Annotated in this window: 14 protein-coding genes; 6 read left to right on the forward strand and 8 right to left on the reverse strand. The window is 73.8% G+C overall.

Annotated elements, in window-relative coordinates:
* Positions 1-46: 46 nt before the first annotated feature.
* Genes HEP81_RS15650 through HEP81_RS15665 form a run of 3 tightly spaced genes read right to left on the reverse strand, consistent with a single transcriptional unit; the run spans position 47 to position 5,168 of the window.
* A complete protein-coding gene (locus HEP81_RS15650) occupies positions 47-1,204 on the reverse strand; it encodes a VWA domain-containing protein (protein ID WP_037655965.1) in 1,158 nt (385 codons plus the stop codon).
* A complete protein-coding gene (locus tag HEP81_RS41505) occupies positions 1,201-4,032 on the reverse strand; it encodes a DUF5682 family protein (RefSeq protein WP_037655963.1) in 2,832 nt (943 codons plus the stop codon). The genes HEP81_RS15650 and HEP81_RS41505 overlap by 4 nt, the downstream gene beginning before the upstream one ends.
* Positions 4,029-5,168: an ATP-binding protein gene (locus HEP81_RS15665; RefSeq protein ID WP_037655961.1), complete on the reverse strand. Its 1,140-nt coding sequence runs from the start codon at positions 5,166-5,168 to the stop codon at positions 4,029-4,031. Before HEP81_RS15665 ends, HEP81_RS41505 begins: the two co-directional genes overlap by 4 nt.
* A gap of 132 nt (positions 5,169-5,300) precedes the next feature.
* Here HEP81_RS15665 and HEP81_RS15670 point away from each other — a divergent pair, with 132 nt between their 5' ends.
* Together HEP81_RS15670 and HEP81_RS15675 are read left to right on the forward strand one after the other, a co-directional pair.
* Positions 5,301-6,635, forward strand: a complete 1,335-nt coding sequence (locus HEP81_RS15670; RefSeq protein WP_037655959.1) for an SWIM zinc finger family protein — start codon at positions 5,301-5,303, stop codon at positions 6,633-6,635.
* Between the two features lie 61 nt (positions 6,636-6,696).
* Positions 6,697-8,331 carry a DUF5691 domain-containing protein gene (locus HEP81_RS15675; protein ID WP_037655957.1) on the forward strand — a complete coding sequence of 545 codons (1,635 nt, stop codon included), beginning with the start codon at positions 6,697-6,699 and terminating at the stop codon, positions 8,329-8,331.
* A gap of 712 nt (positions 8,332-9,043) precedes the next feature.
* On the opposite strand, the gene HEP81_RS15680 is transcribed toward HEP81_RS15675, so the two are convergent.
* Positions 9,044-9,466 (reverse strand): coenzyme B12-dependent isobutyryl CoA mutase small subunit, encoded by a 423-nt coding sequence (locus HEP81_RS15680; RefSeq protein WP_037655955.1) that lies wholly within the window; start codon positions 9,464-9,466, stop codon positions 9,044-9,046.
* Between the two features lie 275 nt (positions 9,467-9,741).
* Here HEP81_RS15680 and HEP81_RS15685 point away from each other — a divergent pair, with 275 nt between their 5' ends.
* Together HEP81_RS15685 and HEP81_RS15690 are read left to right on the forward strand one after the other, a co-directional pair.
* Positions 9,742-10,599 (forward strand): esterase/lipase family protein, encoded by an 858-nt coding sequence (locus tag HEP81_RS15685; protein WP_037655953.1) that lies wholly within the window; start codon positions 9,742-9,744, stop codon positions 10,597-10,599.
* A gap of 228 nt (positions 10,600-10,827) precedes the next feature.
* Complete coding sequence (locus HEP81_RS15690; protein WP_037655951.1) at positions 10,828-12,342, forward strand: M23 family metallopeptidase; 1,515 nt, start codon at positions 10,828-10,830, stop codon at positions 12,340-12,342.
* Between the two features lie 60 nt (positions 12,343-12,402).
* Here the strand turns inward: HEP81_RS15690 and pcrA are convergent, their stop codons facing one another.
* Positions 12,403-14,907, reverse strand: a complete 2,505-nt coding sequence (pcrA, locus tag HEP81_RS15695) for a DNA helicase PcrA (protein ID WP_037655950.1) — start codon at positions 14,905-14,907, stop codon at positions 12,403-12,405.
* A gap of 286 nt (positions 14,908-15,193) precedes the next feature.
* Here pcrA and HEP81_RS15700 point away from each other — a divergent pair, with 286 nt between their 5' ends.
* Positions 15,194-16,183 carry a tellurite resistance/C4-dicarboxylate transporter family protein gene (locus HEP81_RS15700; RefSeq protein ID WP_037655948.1) on the forward strand — a complete coding sequence of 330 codons (990 nt, stop codon included), beginning with the start codon at positions 15,194-15,196 and terminating at the stop codon, positions 16,181-16,183.
* Here HEP81_RS15700 and HEP81_RS15705 read toward each other — a convergent pair.
* Positions 16,161-16,514: a hypothetical protein gene (locus tag HEP81_RS15705; protein WP_037655947.1), complete on the reverse strand. Its 354-nt coding sequence runs from the start codon at positions 16,512-16,514 to the stop codon at positions 16,161-16,163. The genes HEP81_RS15700 and HEP81_RS15705 overlap by 23 nt on opposite strands.
* 343 nt (positions 16,515-16,857) lie before the next feature.
* On the opposite strand from HEP81_RS15705, the gene HEP81_RS15710 reads away from it, so the two are divergent.
* Positions 16,858-17,934 carry a C40 family peptidase gene (locus tag HEP81_RS15710; protein ID WP_037656152.1) on the forward strand — a complete coding sequence of 359 codons (1,077 nt, stop codon included), beginning with the start codon at positions 16,858-16,860 and terminating at the stop codon, positions 17,932-17,934.
* Between the two features lie 48 nt (positions 17,935-17,982).
* On the opposite strand, the gene HEP81_RS15715 is transcribed toward HEP81_RS15710, so the two are convergent.
* The gene (locus HEP81_RS15715; RefSeq protein WP_037655946.1) at positions 17,983-18,729 is read right to left on the reverse strand and encodes a LuxR C-terminal-related transcriptional regulator; all 747 of its coding nucleotides are present in this window, start codon (positions 18,727-18,729) and stop codon (positions 17,983-17,985) included.
* The gene (locus HEP81_RS15720) at positions 18,726-20,015 is read right to left on the reverse strand and encodes an ATP-binding protein (RefSeq protein WP_037656151.1); all 1,290 of its coding nucleotides are present in this window, start codon (positions 20,013-20,015) and stop codon (positions 18,726-18,728) included. Before HEP81_RS15720 ends, HEP81_RS15715 begins: the two co-directional genes overlap by 4 nt.
* Between the last annotated feature and the right edge of the window lie 54 nt (positions 20,016-20,069).

The raw sequence follows: 20,069 nt of genomic DNA on the forward strand, positions 1-20,069 counted from the left end.
CCCTCCGACGCCCCGTACGCCACACGGGTTCCCGGCCCCTCCTCCGCTACGCCGTCTCCGGTATCGGCAGCGGCCGCTTCTCCAGCGCCGCCGCCATCACCTCGGGGAACAGGTCGGGGGTGCAGGCGAAGGCCGGGGCGCCGAGGGCGGCGAGCGCGGCCGCGTGCTCCCGGTCGTAGGCCGGCGCTCCCTCGTCCGACAGCGCGAGCAGCGTCACGAACTGCACCCCGGACGCCTTCATGGCCGCCACCCGCTTGAGCATCTCGTCGCGGATGCCGCCCTCGTAGAGGTCGCTGATCAGCACGACGACGGTCTCGGCGGGCCGGGTGAGGTGCGCCTGGCAGTGGGCGAGCGCCCGGTTGATGTCCGTGCCGCCGCCGAGCTGGGTGCCGAAGAGGACGTCCACCGGGTCGTCCAGCTGGTCGGTGAGGTCGACCACCGCCGTGTCGAAGACGACCAGGCGGGTGCTGATCGAGCGCATGGAGGCGAGGACGGCGCCGAAGACGGAGGCGTAGACCACGGACGCCGCCATCGAGCCGGACTGGTCGATGCAGAGGATCACCTCCTTCTTCACCGACCGCGCGGCGCGGCCGTAGCCGATGAGCCGCTCCGGTACGACCGTGCGGTGCTCGGGCAGGTAGTGCTTGAGGTTGGCCGCGATGGTGCGGTTCCAGTCGATGTCGTGGTGGCGCGGCCGGGTGACACGCGCGCTGCGGTCCAGGGCGCCGGTCAGGGTGGCACGGGTGCGGGTCGCGAGCCGCTTCTCCAGGTCGTCCACCACCTTGCGCACGACCGCCCGCGCCGTCTCCTTCGTGGTCTCCGGCATCGCCTTGTTGAGCGAGAGCAGCGTGCCGACCAGGTGCACATCGGCCTCCACCGCCTCCAGCATCTCCGGCTCCAGGAGCAGAGCGGAGAGTCCGAGCCGGTCGATGGCGTCGCGCTGCATGATCTGGACGACGGAGGACGGGAAGTACGTGCGGATGTCGCCGAGCCAGCGGGCCACGGACGGCGCCGAGGCGCCGAGCCCGGCGGCGCGCTCCCGGCCGGTCTGCGGTCTGTCCCCCTTGCCGTAGAGCGCGGCGAGCGCCCCGTCCATGCCCGCGTCCCGCCCGGACAGCGCGCATCCGGTGCCGTCCGCCTGCTCCCCGCCGAGCACGAGGCGCCAGCGCCGCAGCCGCTCCGTCGGTTCCGTCCCGGTCGTCATACGCCCACCCCCGTGAGGTTCTTCTCCTCGGTCGCGATCCCGAGCAGCAGCCGCAGCAGGGGACGTACGGCATCGGCGCGCCCGGCATCCGGCTCGACGCCGAAGCCCGGTGCGGTGAGTCCCCGCGCCCCGGGATCGCTCTGCTCCCCCGGTCCGCGCCGCACCAGTTCGCCGAGGGTTCTGCGCACCCCCGGGTCGTACGCCGCGAAGGTGCGCCGCAGCAGCGGCAGTACGTCCGTGAACGCCTCCGCCGGCACCCCGGTCAGCCAGCTGTCGACCAGGCCGAGCAGCCGCTCGTCGTGCACCAGCAGCAGGCCGCCCCCGCCGCCGACGAACCCCTCGATCCACGCGGCGGCCTCCACGGGCGGCGTCCCCCGCGACAACGCGACCCCCATCAACCGCGCCGCCTCACCGGCCCCCAGCTCCCCCTCGTCCATCAACAACCGCACCGCCCGCCCCCGAACCACCCCGGCGACGGCGTCCCGCCCGGCGAGCCCCCGCAACACCCCCCGCCAACGCCGCCGCAGCCCCCGAAGTCTCCGGACGCGGTCGGGACCTTCGGGGCCGGGGGGCATGCTTTCGCCGATACCGGGGGCCGGCCCCTCGGGAACGGAGGGCACCGTTCCGCCGATGCCGGGAGCCGGGGCCGTCGTCACGCTCGCACCGGCGCCGGGGTCCGGGGGCGACACCGTGCCGCCATCGGCCGCTGGGGCCGGGGCCGAAACCGGGCTCCCACTGACACCAGGTACCGACGCTGCCGCGGCGCCCCCACCGGCGTGCGAGGGCGCGGCGGCACTCGCACTCCGATCGGCGCCGACCGCCGGGGACGATGCCACGCCTGCACCGGCGCTCGGGGCCGGGATGGCCGGGGCGCTCTCGCCGGTCGCGGTGGGCGCCGTACCCATGTCGGCGGCGGCACCCACGCCGGCCGCCTCCCCCGAACCGGTCCCCTCGGCGCCGTCCGAGCCCGCCCCATCCGCATCGGTGCCCCCGGCCGCGTGCCCGGCGGCCCCGCCCGCGCCGCCGGTGCCGCTCGCCGCCCCGGGATCCGTGCCGGTCGCACTGCCCAGTGCCTCTCCCAGCAGCCCCACCGACGTATGCACGGCGTCCACATGCCCCCTCATCTGCTCCGCCGCGTCGCTGTCGAGGGCGGTGCAGGCCGGGGGCAGGCCCACGAAGATCCGTTCGGCGAGGGCGGCGGCGACGTCGGACAGGGCGTGGGTGTCGGTGCCGCGGACGTCGCCGTAGCGCAGGGAGCGGACCAGGGCGGGCAGCGCCTGGGCGAGGTGGCCGACGTCGGTGTCCAGGGCCGCGCGGTCGCCGAGCGCCCGCATGACCGCGGGCAGGGCGTCGGGCAGTCCGGCGAGCAGGCACCGCTCGGCGAGCGCCGTGACATCGGCGAGGGTCCCCGCGTCCGCCGCGTCCGCCTCCGCCTTGGCCCGCGCCGCCGCGGCCACGGTCGTCCCCCACACTCCCGCCTCCGCGACCCGCACCGACAGCTCCGGCTCCCAGCGCAGCCGCCAGGTCTCCCGGAACGTGCCCGTGCTCCCCCGCGAGGGGCCCGGCTCCCCCCAGCCGATCCCCAGCAGCCGCAGCCGGTGCAGCAGTCTGCTGCGGCCCGCGTCCGTGTCCCCCCGAAGATCCAGCTCCAGCTCGCGCTCCAGCGCCTCCGGCCTGAGCCGCAGCGAACGCTGCTGCCGCCCCAGGTCGCGCTGCAACGGCACGGCGGGAGCCGACTCCGGCACCTCCCCGAGGACGTCCCCGACCACCAGCCGGTCGTGCACCAGCGCGAGCGGCACGTCCGAGCCGTCGCACATCACCGCGCGCACCGCGTCGGTGGTCTCGCCCAGGCCCGGCAGCGGGCGCCCGCGCATGGCCGCGAGGGTGTCGGCGAGCCGTACGGCCTCGATGACATGCGCGGAGGACACGATCCGGTCCTCCTCCCGCAGCAGCCCGGCCACCTTGGTCAGCCACCGTTCCACCGGCCGGTCGGGGGCGTGGAAGAGATGGCCGTACCAGCCGGGCGAGTCGATGCCCGCGCCGTAGCCGCTCGACCGGGCCAGCCTGCGGTGCGTCCAGGGCACCCAGGTCAGCTCGGTCTTCACCTTGGGCAGCCCCTTCAGCAGCGCCCGGTCGGCGGTGACCGTCGTCCGCTGCCGCAGCGCGGGTACGTGCCAGGCCCCGCACACCACCGCCACCGTGTCCCCGAACTCCCGGCGCGCGGCGCGCAGTCGGAGCCGCATCTGGGCCTCGCGCACCAGGTCCCGGGGGCGCCCGCCCGCGCCGTACCGCTCGCGCAGCGCGCCCATGGCCTCGGCCAGCGCCTCGAACGGGGCGAAGGGGTCGCGCTCCCCCGCCCCCCGGTGTTCCACGGCGTCCTCCCACCAGCGCTCGGGGTCGTCGTACCCGGCGGCCCCGGCGAGCGCGGCGAGCGGGTCGACACGGACCTGCTCACCCTCGGCGACCTCCGACTCCCCTTCCGCAGGCGGGAGTTCGGCACCCCAGGCGAGGGTGTGGGCGGCCGGCAGGTCGATGAAGCGGGCCGGGACGCCGTGCTCCAGCGCCCAGCGCACGGCCACCCACTCCGGACTGAAGGCGGCGAACGGCCAGAACGCGGACCGGCCGGGCTCGTCCACCGCATGGGCGAGCAGGGCGACCGGCGGCCGCAGCTCGGGGTCGGCGGCCAGCGGGATCAGCGCGTCGGCCTCGGGCGGCCCCTCGATCAGGACGGCGGCGGGCCGGGCGGCGTCCAGCGCGGCGCGCACCGCGCGGGCGGAGCCGGGTCCGTGGTGCCGCACCCCGAGCAGGAGCGGGCCGGCGCCGGTCATGCGCTCACCTCCCGGCACGCGCGGTAGAAGTCCGTCCAGCCCTCGCGCTCGCGCACGACCGTCTCCAGGTACTCCTGCCAGACGACCCGGTCGGCCGCCGGATCGCGGACGACGGCACCGAGGATGCCGGCCGCGACATCGGCCGGGCGCAGTACGCCGTCACCGAAGTGGGCGGCCAGCGCGAGGCCGCCCGTGACGACGGAGATCGCCTCGGCCGTGGACAGGGTGCCGCTGGGCGACTTCACCTTCGTACGCCCGTCGTCGGTCAGGCCGTCGCGCAGTTCGCGGAAGACGGTCACGACCCGGCGGATCTCCGCCGTCCCGTCCGGCACGGCCGGCAGGTCGAGGGAGCGGCCGATCTGTTCGACGCGGCGGCTGACGATGTCCACCTCGGCCTCGGCGCTCTCCGGCAGCGGCAGCACGACGGTGTTGAAGCGGCGGCGCAGCGCGCTGGAGAGTTCGTTGACCCCGCGGTCGCGGTCGTTGGCGGTGGCGATCAGGTTGAAGCCGCGGACCGCCTGGACCTCCTCGCCCAGCTCCGGGATGGGCAGGGTCTTCTCGGACAGGATGGTGATCAGGGTGTCCTGCACATCGGCCGGGATCCGGGTCAGCTCCTCGACCCGGGCGGTCATGCCCTCGGCCATGGCCCGCATGACGGGGCTGGGCACGAGGGCGTCGCGGCTGGGGCCGTGGGCGAGCAGCCGCGCGTAGTTCCAGCCGTAGCGGATGGCCTCCTCGGGGGTTCCTGCGGTGCCCTGGACCAGCAGGGTCGAGTCGCCGCTGACGGCGGCGGCCAGATGCTCCGACACCCAGGTCTTGGCGGTGCCGGGCACCCCGAGCAGCAGCAGGGCGCGATCGGTGGCGAGCGTGGTGACGGCGACCTCGACGATCCGGCGCGGGCCCACGTACTTCGGCGAGATCACCGTGCCGTCCGGCAGGGTGCCCCCGAGCAGGTACGTGGCCACCGCCCACGGCGACAGTTTCCAGCGGGCCGGGCGCGGCCGGTCGTCCTGCGCGGCCAGCGCGGCGAGTTCGGCCGCGAACGCGTCCTCGGCGTGCGGCCGCAGGGCCGTCGTGCTCTCGCCCGGGTGCGGTGCGGCGGTCTTCGATGGCGTGGACGCAAGGTTGGCTGACATGGCTGAGGCCCCCTCCAGCTCGGCCGGTTCGGATCTGCCACCAACGATGAACCACCCCACTGACAATCGCCCTGACCAGCGCAAACGCCCGCTCGGAGCCGATTGTCAGTGGGGGGATCTACCGTCGGAGACATGACTGAGCAGGGGGTGCGCTGGACCGCGGACCAGGTGCTGGCACTGGCGCCTGACGCCGCGTCACGCAAGGCGGGCGGCAGGCTCGGCACGGCCGGTCCGTGGTCCGAGGCGGGGAGCGGGAAGGAGTCGGTGTGGGGGCTGTGCAAGGGCAGCGGCAGCAGGCCGTACCAGACGGTGGTCGACCTCATCGGGCCCGCGTACAAGTGCAGTTGCCCGAGCCGTAAGTTCCCGTGCAAGCACGCGCTCGGGCTGCTTCTGCTGTGGGCGGGGGACGACGGCTCGGTGCCGGCCCGTACCGAGCCGCCGGACTGGGCCGAGCAGTGGCTCGCGGGCAGGCGTGAGCGCGCGGAGGACAAGCGGCCGGGCAGCGGTGGTGGGGCCGCCGATCCGGAGGCGGCCCGGCGCCGTGCGGAGCGCCGGGCCGAGCGGGTCACCGCGGGCGCGAGCGAGCTGGAGCAGCGCCTGGCCGACCTGCTGCGCGGCGGCCTGGCCGCGGCCGAACAGGCGGGGTACGGACTGTGGGAGGAGACCGCGGCCCGCATGGTCGACGCCCAGGCACCCGGACTGGCCGCGCGGGTGCGGGAGTTGGGGGCGATACCGGCGTCCGGCGCGGGCTGGCCGGCCCGGTTGCTGGAGGAGTGCGCGCTGGTGCATCTGCTCGACCAGGGCTGGCTGCGCCGCGACCGGCTGCCTGAGCCCCTCGCGGCCACGGTCCGCTCCCGGCTCGGCCTGCCCGCCCCGGCGGACGGCCCGCCCGAGCGCGACCGCTGGCTGGTCCTCGCCCAGTACGACACGGCGGACGCGAAACTGACGACGCGCCGGGCATGGCTGTACGGCACCGCGTCGCACCGCATCCGGCTGCTGCTCTCCTACGGCGCGGGCGGCCGGGCCCCGGAGCTGTCCCTACCGGTGGGACTCGCCCTGGACGCCGAGTTGTCCGCGTATCCGGGCGGCGGTCAGTTCCGGGCGGCGCTGGGCGAGCGGTTCGCGGCGCCCGCTCCGGCCGGTTCGCGTCCTCCGGGTGTCACCACGGGCGAGGCGGTGGCCCGGTACGGCACCGCTCTGCGCGAGGACCCCTGGCTGGAGTCGGTCCCGGCGGTCCTGGAGCGGGTCGTCCCGGTCCCGGACGGCGAGCAGTGGCAACTGGCCGACGCCGAAGCGGACTCGGCCCTGCCCCTCACCCGCGCCGCCCGCTCCCGTCCCGGCCTGTGGCGTCTGCTCGCGCTGTCCGGTGGCGCCCCGGTCACGGTCTTCGGCGAGTGCGGCCACCGGGGCTTCACCCCGCTGACGGCGTGGCCCGAGGGCGGCGGGGAGGCGGTGCCGCTGTGCTGACCGCCCCGCCCCACTCCACCCGAAGGGAAGGCAACGCCCCATCCGAAGGGAAGGCAACGCGATGAACGGCAGCGCACCCAGCCCGGACGCCGTGGGCGACTGGGAGGACCTGGTCACCACCGCCCTCCTCGGCACCGACCGGCGCCCGCCCGCGCGGCTCGCGCCCGGCCGCCCCGCCCCCGTCGCCCTGCTGGACGCGGCCGCCGAGGCGACCGTACGACGACGGGCCGGACTGCGGCCCGCACCGGCCGGGCGGCGGCCGGAGCGGGCGCCCGAGGATCCCCGCCCGGCACTGCCCACGGCCGCGGCCGGGCGGCTCGCGGCACTGCTGGCCGAGCGTTCCGGCGGCACCGGCGGTGGGCGGCGGGGCAGTTCCCCGGATCTGATGGAGCTGCTCCCGCAGTGGCTCGCGGCGGCCAACGGACATGGGTACGCGGCCCCCGCGCAGGCGCTCCCCGCGCTGCTGGACGCGGCCCGTGGCCGTACGGACCTGCGCCCGGCCGCACTGGCCTTCGCGGGGCCCCGGGCGCTGTGGCTGGCCCGGTTCAACCCGGACTGGCGGTTCGCCCTGCGCTCGGCGCCCGGCGGTGACGCGGCGCTCCCGGATCCCGGGGACGCGCAGGCGATACGGCGGCTGTGGGAGGAGGGTCTGTTCGCCGAGCGGGTGGCCCTGCTGGGCGCGCTGCGGGCCCGATCTCCCGAGTTCGCCCGTGAGTTGCTGGCCGGGACCTGGCCGACGGAGCGGGCGGAGGACCGGCTGATGTTCCTGGACTCGCTGCGCGCGGGCCTGTCCGCGGCGGACGAGCCGTTCCTGGAGAAGGCGCTGGGCGACCGCAGCCGCAACGTCCGGGCCACGGCGGCGGAACTGCTGTCCGCGCTGCCGGGCTCGGCGCTGGCCGCGCGGATGGCCGTACGGGCCACGGCGTGTGTGGCCCTGGACCGTTCGGGAGACGGGCCGGTGATCGTGGTGGAGGCGCCGCACGAGTGTGACTCCGGCATGGAGCGCGACGGCGTGGTGGCCACCCCGCCCGTCGGCCGGGGTGAACGCTCCTGGTGGCTTGGGCAGTTGGTGGAGGCCGCGCCGCTCGGCACCTGGCCGGGCCGGCTCGGCGGGCGCGACCCGCGGGAGATCGTGGCACTGCCGGTGACGGACGGCTGGCAGGGCGAGCTGCACGCGGCCTGGTGCCGGGCGGCGGTGCGGCAGCGGGACGCGCGCTGGTCGCGGGCGCTGCTCGGCGCGCCGTCGGCCCCCGAGGCGGGCGGCCCGGGGGCGGTGTCCCTGGCGGAGCGCGCCAAGCTGCTGGCCACGCTGGATCCGGCGGAACGGGCCGAGTGGGTCGCCGGGTTCATCGCGACCCACGGCCTGTCGGAGGCGTTCCAGCTGCTCGGCGTGTGCGCGGTGCCATGGTCCGCACCGCTGGGCCGGGCCGTCGTGGACGCCCTCAACATCGCGCGGGACGCGGGGAGTTACCCCTGGAGCTTCAGCGGCGTGATGGGCCTCGCGGAACGCTGCCTGGACCCGGCCGAGGTGGCCCGGCTCCAGTCCCTGCTGGCGATCCCCGACGAACACGAGGACGCCGCACCGGGCGCCGGAGGCTACTGGGCGGAGGCCTTCCAACGACTCGTCACCACGCTGCGACTACGGGCGGCAATGGCGGAGGAGCTGAGCCCGACCGGGGCTGCGGGCGTGGGGTGACAGCGGTCGTGGTCGAGGGGCCACCGGTGCGGGGGGACTGGCGGGCGGGGGCGGGACAGGTGCGCGGATGCCCGGAGCGGAACCGGCACAAGGGGCGGGACGGCACGAGGGGGGCGGGCTGGCACGAGGGGGCGGGACGGCACGAGGGGGCGGGACGGAGGCCGGGCACCACGGCCGCGCGGCCTCACATGCATGCGGGCCCATGGGCACCCGGCGGGACCTGCACGCGGGGTCGGACCGGCACCGGGCGGCCCTGAGGCCGGGCAGCATGGGCCCACGAGCACGCGGACCACGAGCACCCGGCAGAACCGGCACGCGAGGTCGGACCGGCACCGGGCGGCCCTGAGGCCGGGCAGCATGGGCCCACGAGCACGCGGACCACGAGCACCCGGCAGGACCGGCACGCGAGGTCGGACCGGCACGGGGGCGGCCCGGAGGCCAGGCGACACGGCCCCAACGGCACTCGGGGGCACCCGGCGACACCGGCACGCAGGGTGGGACCGGCAGGCGGGGGGCGGCGGGCCGGAGGCCGGGGAGCATGGGCCGACGGGCATGCGGACACGCGGACCCACGGGCACGCGGACCCCCGGACACGCGGATCCACCGGCACCCGGCCCCACGGGCGCGCGGCCCCAGCGGCACCCGGCGACACCAGCCGTCCCGCCCGGCAGCGTGACGGCCCGGCCCGGCCCGGCCCGGTCCCCGCGCCGCGTCAGCCCCCGGACGCCGCCGGTTGCCGCACGTTCTCCCTGACCCACTCCACGATCGACGCGGTCGTCGCGCCCGGGGTGAAGATCTCCGCGACGCCCTTCTCCTTGAGCGGCGGGATGTCCTCCTCCGGGATGATGCCGCCGCCGAAGACGAGGATGTCCTCGGCGTCACGCTCCCTGAGCAGGTCGATGACCGCGGCGAACAGGGTGTTGTGCGCGCCGGAGAGGATGGACAGGCCGATCGCGTCCGCGTCCTCCTGGAGCGCGGTGTCCACGATCTGCTCGGGCGTCTGGTGCAGCCCGGTGTAGATGACCTCCATCCCGGCGTCCCGCAGGGCGCGCGCGATGACCTTGGCCCCCCGGTCGTGGCCGTCGAGACCCGGCTTGGCGACCACCACCCGGATCGGACCGGTTGCCACACCCATCACTGCCTCCCTCACACGACCACATCGCCCGGGCACCTCGCACGGCCACCGCACACGGCCGCGGCGCACGACCGGCGGAGGCGCTCGCCGCCGCCTTCCGACAAGTACCGCACCTTCGGCACGCCCCGCCACCCGTCGCGGGGTGAAAGGACGTTGTCTCCAGCATCCCGCGCCCGACGGTTTTACGGTGCGCGACGACGGGGAATTCATTGAGTGGGACATGCAGGCACACGGGGGATGGAGCCGTCCTCCGGTGTGCCGACGGGAGGTCGGCCATGAAGGTCACCGGAGTAGTGCCACTCTTCTCCCCGTACACGTACTGCCGTCGCCTGTGGCCCGGCAAACTGGCCGGGCTGTCGGTGACGCTGCTGAAGGCGACCGCCCTGGACGCCGCGATCCTGGCCGGACACGTGCTGCTGTATCCGACCGGCCTCTTCCAGGAGCGGCTCGCCCCCGCCGCGGCCGTGCCCGACAGCACCGCCCGGCTGCCCGTCCGCCCCGGCCTCCCGGTCGTGCTGCTGCACGGCTTCATCGACAACCGCTCGGTGTTCGTACTGCTGCGCCGCAGCCTGGCCCAGCACGGCGGGCAGCGCGTGGAATCGCTCAACTACTCCCCGCTGACCTGCGACATCCGCACCGCCGCCGAGCTGTTCGGCCGGCATATGGAGGAGATCTGCGAGCGCACCGGCAGCGACCGGGTGGACATCGTGGGGCACAGCCTGGGCGGCCTGATCGCCCGGTACTACGTGCAATGCATGGGCGGTGACCTGCGCGTACGCACACTGATCACCCTCGGCACCCCGCACTCCGGCACCCGGGTCGCGCCGCTGGCCGACGCTCATCCCATCGTGCGCCAGATGCGGCCCGGTTCACAGGTCATCGCGGAACTGGGCGGCCCCGCGCCCGGCTGCCGCACCCGGTTCGTCAGTTTCTGGAGCGACCTGGACCCGTTGATGGACCCGCTGGAGACGGCCTGTCTTGAGCACCCCGACCTCGACGCGCACAACATCCGGGTGACCGGCATCGGCCATCTCGCCCTGCCGGTGCACCCCGCCGTGGCGGCCGGGATACGCGAGGCGCTGGACTTCGCCGACACCAAGGAGGGGCCCGCGAACGGTCTGACGGTGGCGTGAGGCCGTCCGAGCGCGCCGTGCGGGCCGTACGACGCCGCCGCACAGCCGTCTGACATCGAACACACATCGAACAGAAAGCCAAACTCGGGTCGAGCGCCCCCCGAAACAGCGCCGAATGCCCTTTTCCGGCCCAGCGAAACCGGCCGAAGATTGTCGCGCCCGCATACCGCCGGGTACAGTCGCCGCACTGCTCTGGCAGCCCCTGTTGTCGAGGCGAAAGAGAAGTTGGTGAACGACCGTCACCCGTCGGGGACCCTGACCACCCCGGCCCCGGCTTCCGACGCCTCCGCGGCGCCCCCGGCGTCGTACGGCACTCCGGAAGTCCCCTACGACGACTTCACCACGTACGGCGGCTATGACGCCACCGGTTTCACCAGTGGTTCCACTCCGGGCTTCGACCCGGACCCGCTCTTCGGGCACATCCACAGCGATACCCATGCCACGAGTGAATATGCCACCGGCCCATGGCATTCCGACACCGTCCAGACCCCGGCCTACGGCGCCTACGCGCCCCAGCACCAGGGCGGTTACGACACGGGTGCCTACGACAGCACCGCCTGGACCGTCCCCGCGCAGGCCACCGGCAACGAGGTGAGCGGCCAGTGGGACACCGGTGCCTGGCTGCACCCCGACCGGCCCGGCACGCCCGACGCCACCCAGCAGTGGGAGTGGGGCACCCAGACCTTCGACACGGGCGCGTACGACGCCACGCAGTGGAACTCCGGCGGACCGGCCGACCCGACGGGTGTCGAGCAGGAGGCGGCGCCGTACGAGCAGGACGGCATGCCGTACCAGCGGGACAATGTTTCGTACGAGCAGGAGAGCGCGTCGTACGAGCCGGACGCCGTGCCGTTCGACCAGCAGGAGACCGCGACCTTCGAGGGGTTCGCCGAGCTGGACGGCACCGGCGAACTCACCGCCGTACCGCATCTGTTGGAGGAGCAGCAGGAGCCCGCGCCGGCTCCGGCTCCTTCGGGTGGGCGCGCCGGAGCACGGGCCGGGGCGCGTTCCCGGCGCCGTACGCCCGCGAAGCGCTCCGCGCTGCTGACCGTCGCCGTTCCCTCGGCCTGTGTGGTGGGGGTCGCCGGGATCGCCGCGGCCTCCGTCGGCGCCCTGCACGACCACGGTTCCACCGAGACCACCGCCTCCGCCTCGGACGCGCACGCGGTCCAGCCGTCGGCTGCCAACAGCAAGCTGGACACCCAGCTCAGGGGGCTGTCGGCCGGCGCCGACGACTTCGCCGACCGGGCGAGCCGCACCCAGGAGCGGATCGACCTCAAGCAGCAGCAGGACCAGGAGAAGAAGAAGGCGGCCGCGGAGGCCGCGCTGAAGGAACGGCTGCGGCCCAAGTTCGTGCTGCCGGTCCTCCAGAAGGGCCTCAGCGCCTACTTCGGCCAAGCCGGTGTCAACTGGATGTCCGTGCACACCGGCATCGACTTCCCCGTCGCCTACGGCACCACGGTGATGGCCGCGACCGACGGCACCGTCGCCACCAAGTGGAACAGCGCCTACGGCAACATGCTGATCCTGACCGCGAAGGACGGCACGGAGACCTGGTACTGCCACCTCTCCCGCTATGTCGTCGCGCCCGGTACGACCGTCAAGGCCGGCCAGCCGATCGCCGACTCGGGCAACTCCGGCAACTCCACCGGCCCGCATCTGCACTTCGAGGTGCGGCCGGGCGGCGGGGCGGCGGTCGATCCGCTGCCCTGGCTGCGCAGCCACGGTCTCGACCCCACGTAGTGAAGCCTTGAACGAAAAGGGGCCCCGCCGGTCGGCGAGGGCCCCTTTTCGTGTGTCTGCCTAGAGCTTTTCCACCGGCGCGTACCGCAGCAGCAGCCGCTTCGGCTTGGTGTCGCCGAAGTCGATCGTCGCCTCCGCGTTCGCTCCCGTGCCCTTGACCCCGACGACCGTGCCGAGCCCGAACTGGTCGTGGGTGACCCGGTCCCCGACGGACAGCCCGACCACCGGCTTCTCCGCGGTGCGCCGCGTGGCGAAGCCGGACGCGCCCGAGGCCGAGGAACGCGAACGCGACGAGGACAGCGAGGCCGCCACCCCGGACGCGGGCCCGGAGGACAGCGGCGCCGTCGCGCCGGTGCGCTTCCAGTCCACATGCGTGGCCGGGATCTCCTCCAGGAAGCGGGAGGGCGGGTTGTACGACGGCTGCCCCCAGGCGCTGCGCATCGCGGCCCGCGTGAGGTACAGCCGCTCCCGCGCGCGGGTGATGCCCACGTACGCCAGGCGCCGCTCCTCCTCCAGCTCCTTGACCTGCCCGAGGGCGCGCATGTGCGGGAAGACGCCGTCCTCCATGCCGGTCAGGAAGACGACCGGGAACTCCAGTCCCTTGGCGGTGTGCAGGGTCATCAGGGTGATGACGCCGTCGCCGTCCTCCTCGTCGGGGATCTGGTCGGAGTCGGCGACCAGGGCGACCTGCTCCAGGAAGTCGGCCAGCGTGCCGCCCGCCGCGGGGGCATCGGGTGCCGCCTCGCCCTCGCCGCGCTCCTGTTCGAACTCCAGCGCGACGGCGGCGAGTTCCTGGAGGTTCTCGATACGGGTCTCGTCCTGCGGGTCGGTGGAGTTCTGCAACTCGGCGAGATAGCCGGTGCGTTCGAGTATGGCCTCCAGGACCGTGGCCGGTCCGGCGCCGGACTCCACGATGGTGCGCAGGTCCTCCATCAGCGTGTTGAAGCGCTTGACCGCGTTGGTGGAGCGCGCGGCCATGCCGTACGCCTCGTCCACCCGCTTAAGCGCCTGCGGGAAGCTGATCTTCTCGCGCTGGGCGAGGGCGTCGATCATCGCCTCGGCGCGCTCGCCGATGCCCCGCTTGGGCACGTTGAGGATGCGGCGCAGCGGCACCGAGTCCTCGGGGTTGGCGAGAACGCGCAGGTAGGCGAGGACGTCCCGGACCTCCTTGCGCTCGTAGAAGCGGACCCCGCCGACGACCTTGTAGGGCAGGCCGACGCGGATGAAGATCTCTTCGAAGACACGGGACTGGGCGTTGGTCCGGTAGAAGACCGCGACGTCACCGGCGCGCGCCTTGCCCGCGTCCGTGAGGCGGTCTATCTCCTCGGCGACGAACTGGGCCTCGTCGTGCTCGGTGTCGGCGACATAGCCGGTGATCCGCGCGCCCTGCCCGGCATTGGTCCACAGGTTCTTCGGGCGGCGGGACTCATTGCGCTCGATGACCGCGTTGGCGGCGGACAGGATGGTCTGCGTGGAGCGGTAGTTCTGCTCCAGCAGGATCGTCGTCGCGTTCGGGTAGTCCTCCTCGAACTGGAGGATGTTGCGGATGGTCGCGCCGCGGAAGGCGTAGATCGACTGGTCCGCGTCACCCACGACGCACAGCTCGGCGGGCGGGAGGTCGGAATCGCTCGGCGGTACGTCCGCGTCGTGCGTGCCGGTGCCGACCAGCTCGCGGACCAGCGCGTACTGGGCGTGGTTGGTGTCCTGGTACTCGTCCACCAGGACATGCCGGAAGCGGCGGCGGTAGTGCTCGGCGACGTCCGGGAAGGCGCGCAGCAGGTTGACCGTGGTCATGATCAGGTCGTCGAAGTCGAGCGCGTTGGCTTCGCGCAGCCGCGACTGGTAGAGCGCGTACGCCTGGGCGAGGGTCTTCTCGAACCCGTCGGCCGCCTGGGCCGCGAAGTCCTCCTCGTCGATCAGCTCGTTCTTCAGATTGCTGATCTTGGCGCTGAAGGACTTGGGCGGGAAGCGCTTGGGGTCGAGGTCCAGGTCGCGGCAGACCAGGGCCATCAGGCGCTTGCTGTCGGCGGCGTCGTAGATCGAGAACGACGAGGTGAAGCCGAGCTTCTTGCTCTCCCGGCGCAGGATGCGCACGCACGCGCTGTGGAAGGTCATCACCCACATCGCGGCCGCGCGCGGGCCGACGAGCTGCTCGACGCGCTCCTTCATCTCGCCCGCGGCCTTGTTGGTGAAGGTGATCGCGAGGATCTGGCCCGGGTGCACATGGCGCTCGGCGAGCAGGTGGGCGATCCGGTGGGTGAGCACCCGGGTCTTGCCGGAGCCGGCGCCGGCCACGATGAGCAGCGGAGAGCCGGCGTGCGCGACCGCGGCGCGCTGGTTCTCGTTCAGCCCCTCCAGCAGAGCCGCCGCGTCGAGCGGGGGGCGCGGGGCGCCGTCGCGGTAGTGGGTGTCCCGGTCCGGCGGCACGTCGAACTTCCCGCCGAACAGATCGTCCGGGATCGGCTCCGGAGCATGATCGTCCTCGGGGGGCGGCGCATGTCCCTCCTCGTGCCCACGCGGGGCCTGGAGATCCGCCAGGAAGCTGTCGTCAAAGAGGCTGCTCATCGCCTTCCGAGTCTAGGGCGCCCCACCGACAACCGGCCCCGCTCCCGGAAACCCGAGGGTAAAGCCGGGGACATCACAGAGGGGTAGCCCTTGGGAATCCCGGGGAATCGGCGGGAATCAGGGGGGACGGGAGACCGACGGGCTGCCGGACGGGAGGCAAGAGAAGCGGCGAGTGACCGACCGGACGGCTCGCCATCACTGCCCTTCCCGTCCTGTCGGGGTGTCTTCGCGCCCCCGCGCGCGTGCCCGTGGCGCTCGGCTCGGGACGCTGCCTAGCATCGAGCGCATGTCCGGTCTGCGTACGTGGTGGGCGGGCCGGTCACCGGCCGCCGGGACCGCCGTGATGGCGACCGGCATCGTGTCCATGGGGCTGCACCTGATCGGCGCCGAGGTGCTCTCCCTGGCGGCACTGGCACTGGCGAGCGCCGCCTGGGTGCTGCTGGGCATCGGTTTCGTACGGCGGCTGGTTCTCGGCCGGGGACGCTGGGCGGCCGAGGCACGGAGCCCCGCGGCGCTGACGGCCGCCGCCGCGACCGCCGTACTGGCCTCCCGGCTCGCCACACTGGGCCCGCACCCCCTGGCCGAGGCGCTGCTGGCCCTCGCGGCGGTGCTCTGGGCGGTGCTGCTGCCGATCGTCGTACGGCACTGGCGGTCGCGTATGCCCGGCGTGGTGTTCCTGTGCTGTGTGGCCACCCAGGGGCTGGTGGTGTCCGCGGCGGCGCTGGCGGCGGCCGAGCACAGGGCGTGGCTCGCGCACACCGCGCCGGTGCTGTTCTGGCTCGGCCTGCTGCTCTACGCTTTCGCCCTGCCCCGCTTCGATACCCGGCAGGTGCTGGAGGGGCCCGGGGACCACTGGATCGCGGGCGGGGCGCTCGCGATCTCGGCGCTGGCCGGGGCGGGTCTGCTCGCCGCCGGGGACACGGGCGGGCCGTATCTGTGGAACGACGACGACCGCGACGCCCTGCGCACCATGACGGTCCTGCTGCTCGCCCTGTGCCTGGCGGCCTATGTCGCCCTGCTGGTCGCCGAGGTGGTCCGTCCCCGGCTCCGCTACGACCAGCGCCGGTGGGCGACGATCTTCCCGCTGGGCATGACGGCCGCGGCGGCCCTGTCCGTCGGGACCGCGGTGGGCGTCCCCTGGCTCAGGGGGCCGGGGCATGTGCTGGTCTGGGTGGCGGTGGCGGGGTGGCTCTGGGTGGCCGCCGGCACGGTCACCGACGCGGTGCGCACGGCCCGCGCCGGATCCGGCGGGGTCAGGTCCAGAGCACCGCGATGAAGATGTTCGTCGCGGTCAGCGCGCCGACCAGCCCGAACTGCGCCTTGTCGATCCGCTCCTCGTCCCGCTTCACGTACACGAGGCCGAGGATCACGATCAGCAGCGCCAGCTTGATCCCGATCTTGATGGTGTTGATCTGGGCACCCTGCGCCTGATTGAGCCCGACCAGGGCAACACCGGTGACCAGCATGGTCAGCGCCCCGTGCAGCATCCCGGGCACGAACCGCGCCGTGCCCTGGCCCATCGCCTTCATCTGGGTGAGGAAACCACCGAGCAACGCGGCGATGCCGATGATGTGCAGGCCGACGAAGAGGTGGATGAGTACGTCCATGGAGCGGGAGCCTAGCCAGCGCCCCGCGGCCTCCCGTCACCGCCCCCGGTCACGCGCGCATCCCCCACCAATGCGCCCATAGCACCCCACCGCCCTCTCCTTCATCGGTTCTCACCCTTCGATCACCACGCCACCCGAAGGCGACGCTCCGAACCTTCCGGCTCGGTCACATACAGACACGTACCGCCCCATCGAAACCATTTCCGCACACTGCGTTACCAACTCGTCACCGTCCGGCTTAGCGTCCTCCCCCAGGCACCCGGCCCCCAGCCGCCGGGTCCGGCATCGGACGTATCGGTCGCATCGGCCGGCATCAGTCGTACGGAAGGACGTGACGGCACAGGTGGCAGCGCACCGCAGGCCACGGCAGCACCCGTTCAGGGGTCGTACGGCCCGGACGGCGGCCCTCCTCGCGATGGCGGGGGCGGCCACCACGACGGGCTTCGACGGCATCGCACAGGCCGAACCCCGGCTGACGCCGACGCAGGTGAAGACCGAGGTGGACACCTTGTACCGGGAGGCGGAGAGCGCCACGCAGAAGTACGACGGCGCCAAGGAGCAGGCGGACGCGGGCGAACGCCGGCTGACCTCACTGCGCGACGAGGCCGCCCGCAAGACGCAGAAGCTCAACTCCGCCCGCGACGCGCTGGGCACCTTCGCCGCCGCGCAGTACCGCTCCGGTGACATCGCCCCCGCCTGGCAGCTCGCCCTGTCCAGCGACCCGAACCGCTACCTGGACGACGCCGCCCTCGCCGAACGCGCCGGCGACCGGCAGGCCGCCGCCGTGTCCCAGGTGCGCCGACAGCTCCAGGAGATCGAGCGGTTGCGCGGTGCCGCCCGCGTCGAGCTGAAGTCGCTGAAGTCCCACCAGGACGAACTACGGCGGCAGAAGGCGTCCGTCACCGGCAAACTGACCGAGGCCCGACGGCTGCTGGCCGAGCTGAGCCCGTCGCAACGCGACCACGTGACCGGCGCCGACGCCACCGACGGCGCCGCCCCGGCAGCCGCCTCCCGGTCGGCCGACGGCGCCCGGCAAGCGCTGGAACAGGCCGGCGCCGTCGCCGCCCCCGACTCCCGCGCCGCGGCAGCCGTCGCCTACGCCTTCGCCAAACTCGGCAGCCCCTATGTGTGGGGCGCGACCGGCCCCCACTCCTTCGACTGCTCGGGCCTGGTCCAGGCCGCCTACCGCGCCGCCGGGGTGTCCCTCCCCCGCACCACCTACGCCCAGATCGACGCCGGCCGCCGCGTCTCCCGTTCCGAACTGCGCCCCGGCGACCTGGTGTTCTTCTACTCCGGCGTCAGCCACGTCGGCCTCTACATCGGCAACGGCCGCATGATCCACGCCCCCAACCCCTCGGCCCCGGTCCGCGTGGCCCCGATCGACCAGATGCCGTTCGCGGGGGCGACGCGGGTGGTGTGAGGGGCCCCGCAAGTGGGCCCGGACCGGCGGGGATCCGCTCCGCCGGGATCAGACCAGTCGCCGCGCCGTCGCCCACCGCGTCAGCTCGTGCCGGTTGGACAGCTGGAGCTTGCGCAGGACCGCCGAGACATGGGACTCGACCGTCTTCACCGAGATGAAGAGCTGCTTGGCGATCTCCTTGTAGGCGTAGCCACGGGCGATCAGGCGCAGCACCTCCCGTTCGCGCTGGGTGAGGCGGTCCAGGTCCTCGTCCACGGGCGGGGCGTCGGTGGAGGCGAAGGCGTCCAGGACGAACCCGGCCAGCCGCGGGGAGAAGACCGCGTCGCCTTCCTGGACCCGGAAGATCGAGTCCACCAGGTCGGTGCCGGTGATGGTCTTGGTGACATAGCCGCGGGCGCCGCCGCGGATCACGCCGATGACATCCTCCGCCGCGTCCGACACGGACAGGGCGAGGAAGCGCACCGGCTGCTCGGCGTCCGCCATCAGCGCCGCGCACCGGCGCAGCACCTCGACCCCGCCGCCGCCCGGCAGATGGACATCGAGGAGGACCACCTCGGGCCGGGTCGCGGTGATCACGGTGACCGCCTGGTCGACGTCCGCGGCCTCCCCCACCACCTCGACACCGGTCGTGGCGGTCTGGCCGATCTCCGCCTGTACGCCGGTGCGGAACATCCGGTGGTCGTCCACCAGCACCACCCGTACATGCCGCCCGCCCGCACCGCCGCCGGCGCGCCCGCCGATCGCGGCGGCCTCCGCCGTCTCCGCCGTGCCGTTCGCCTCGGTCGCGTCGCTCATGCCGTCTTCTCCGCCCTCTCCATCTCCAGCTCGACCTCCGTGCCGCCCCCCGGTACCGCCCGTAGCCGGGCCGTGCCGCCGTTGCGCTCCATGCGTCCGATGATCGATTCCCTGACGCCCATGCGGTCGGCGGGTATCGAGTCGAAATCGAACCCCGGGCCGCGGTCGCGCACGGACACGAACACCGTTCTGCCCTCGACCTCGGCGTAGACCTGCACGGCGCCGCCGTCGCCACCGTACTTGGCGGCGTTCACCATCGCTTCCCGCGCGGCCTGCATCTGCGCACCGATCCGCTCGTCCAACGGGCAATCACCGACGACGACCACCTCAATGGGCACCCCGTGCTTGTCCTCCACCTCGGCCGCGTTGCGCCGCACCGCCTCCGCGACCGTGTCCGGCTCCTCGGCCTCCTCCTTGCCGGTGCCCTCCGGCTTGTAGAGCCAGGTGCGCAGGTCGCGCTCCTGGGCGCGGGCGAGGCGGCGGACCTCACCCGCGTTGTCCGCGTTGCGCTGGATCAGGGTGAGGGTGTGCAGCACGGAGTCATGGACATGGGCGGCGACCTCCGCACGCTCCTGGGCGCGGATGCGCATCAGCCGCTCCTCGGAGAGGTCCTGGGTCATCCGGACCAGATACGGACCGGCGAGCAGGGTGATCCCGACGAGGACGGCGAGCGCGGCCTGGAGGACGGCCCCGAGATGCGCGGCCGAACCCTGGAGGACGAAGATCGCCGAGACGCCGGCCGTGACCAGCAGGACACCGGCGGCCGCGCGCACCAGGGTCAGGGTGCGGCGGTGCCGGCCGACCTCGACCCAGCGGGCCCGGCGGGCGTTGTCCGCCTGCCGCCAGACGAGGGCGACGCCGGCCGCGACGAGCACGGCGGGCACCAGATACGCCTTGGCCGCGCCGGTCGGATTGACGCTGCCCACGAACACCATGGACACGATGACCATGAGGAGCAGCGCGACCATCTGACCGCGGTCCGGCTTGCGGGCCACGAGTCTTCTGCGGCCGCCGGGCGTGGTCTCGGCGGTGACCGGGGACGTCTTCTGTCCGCCGACGCCACCGACACCGAGCGGTACGAAGAACCAGAAGGCCGCGTACAGCAGCGCGCCCAGACCGTTGGCCATGAACAGGCCGACGAACGCGAGCCGGACCCAGACGACGGGCAGCCCGAGATGCCCGGCGAGGCCCCGCGCCACTCCGCCGAGCCAGCGTCCGTCGCCGCTGCGGTAGAGCTTGCGCGGCGGCCGCGGGTCGTCGAGTGGCAGGCTTGCGGCTTCCGGCATGGCATCGATGGTCACACGGCCGGCCGGGGCGGGGCATCAGGGTCGGTCCCCGAG

This window comes from Streptomyces griseofuscus, from assembly GCF_014673495.1.
GTDB classification, from domain to species: domain Bacteria; phylum Actinomycetota; class Actinomycetes; order Streptomycetales; family Streptomycetaceae; genus Streptomyces; species Streptomyces murinus.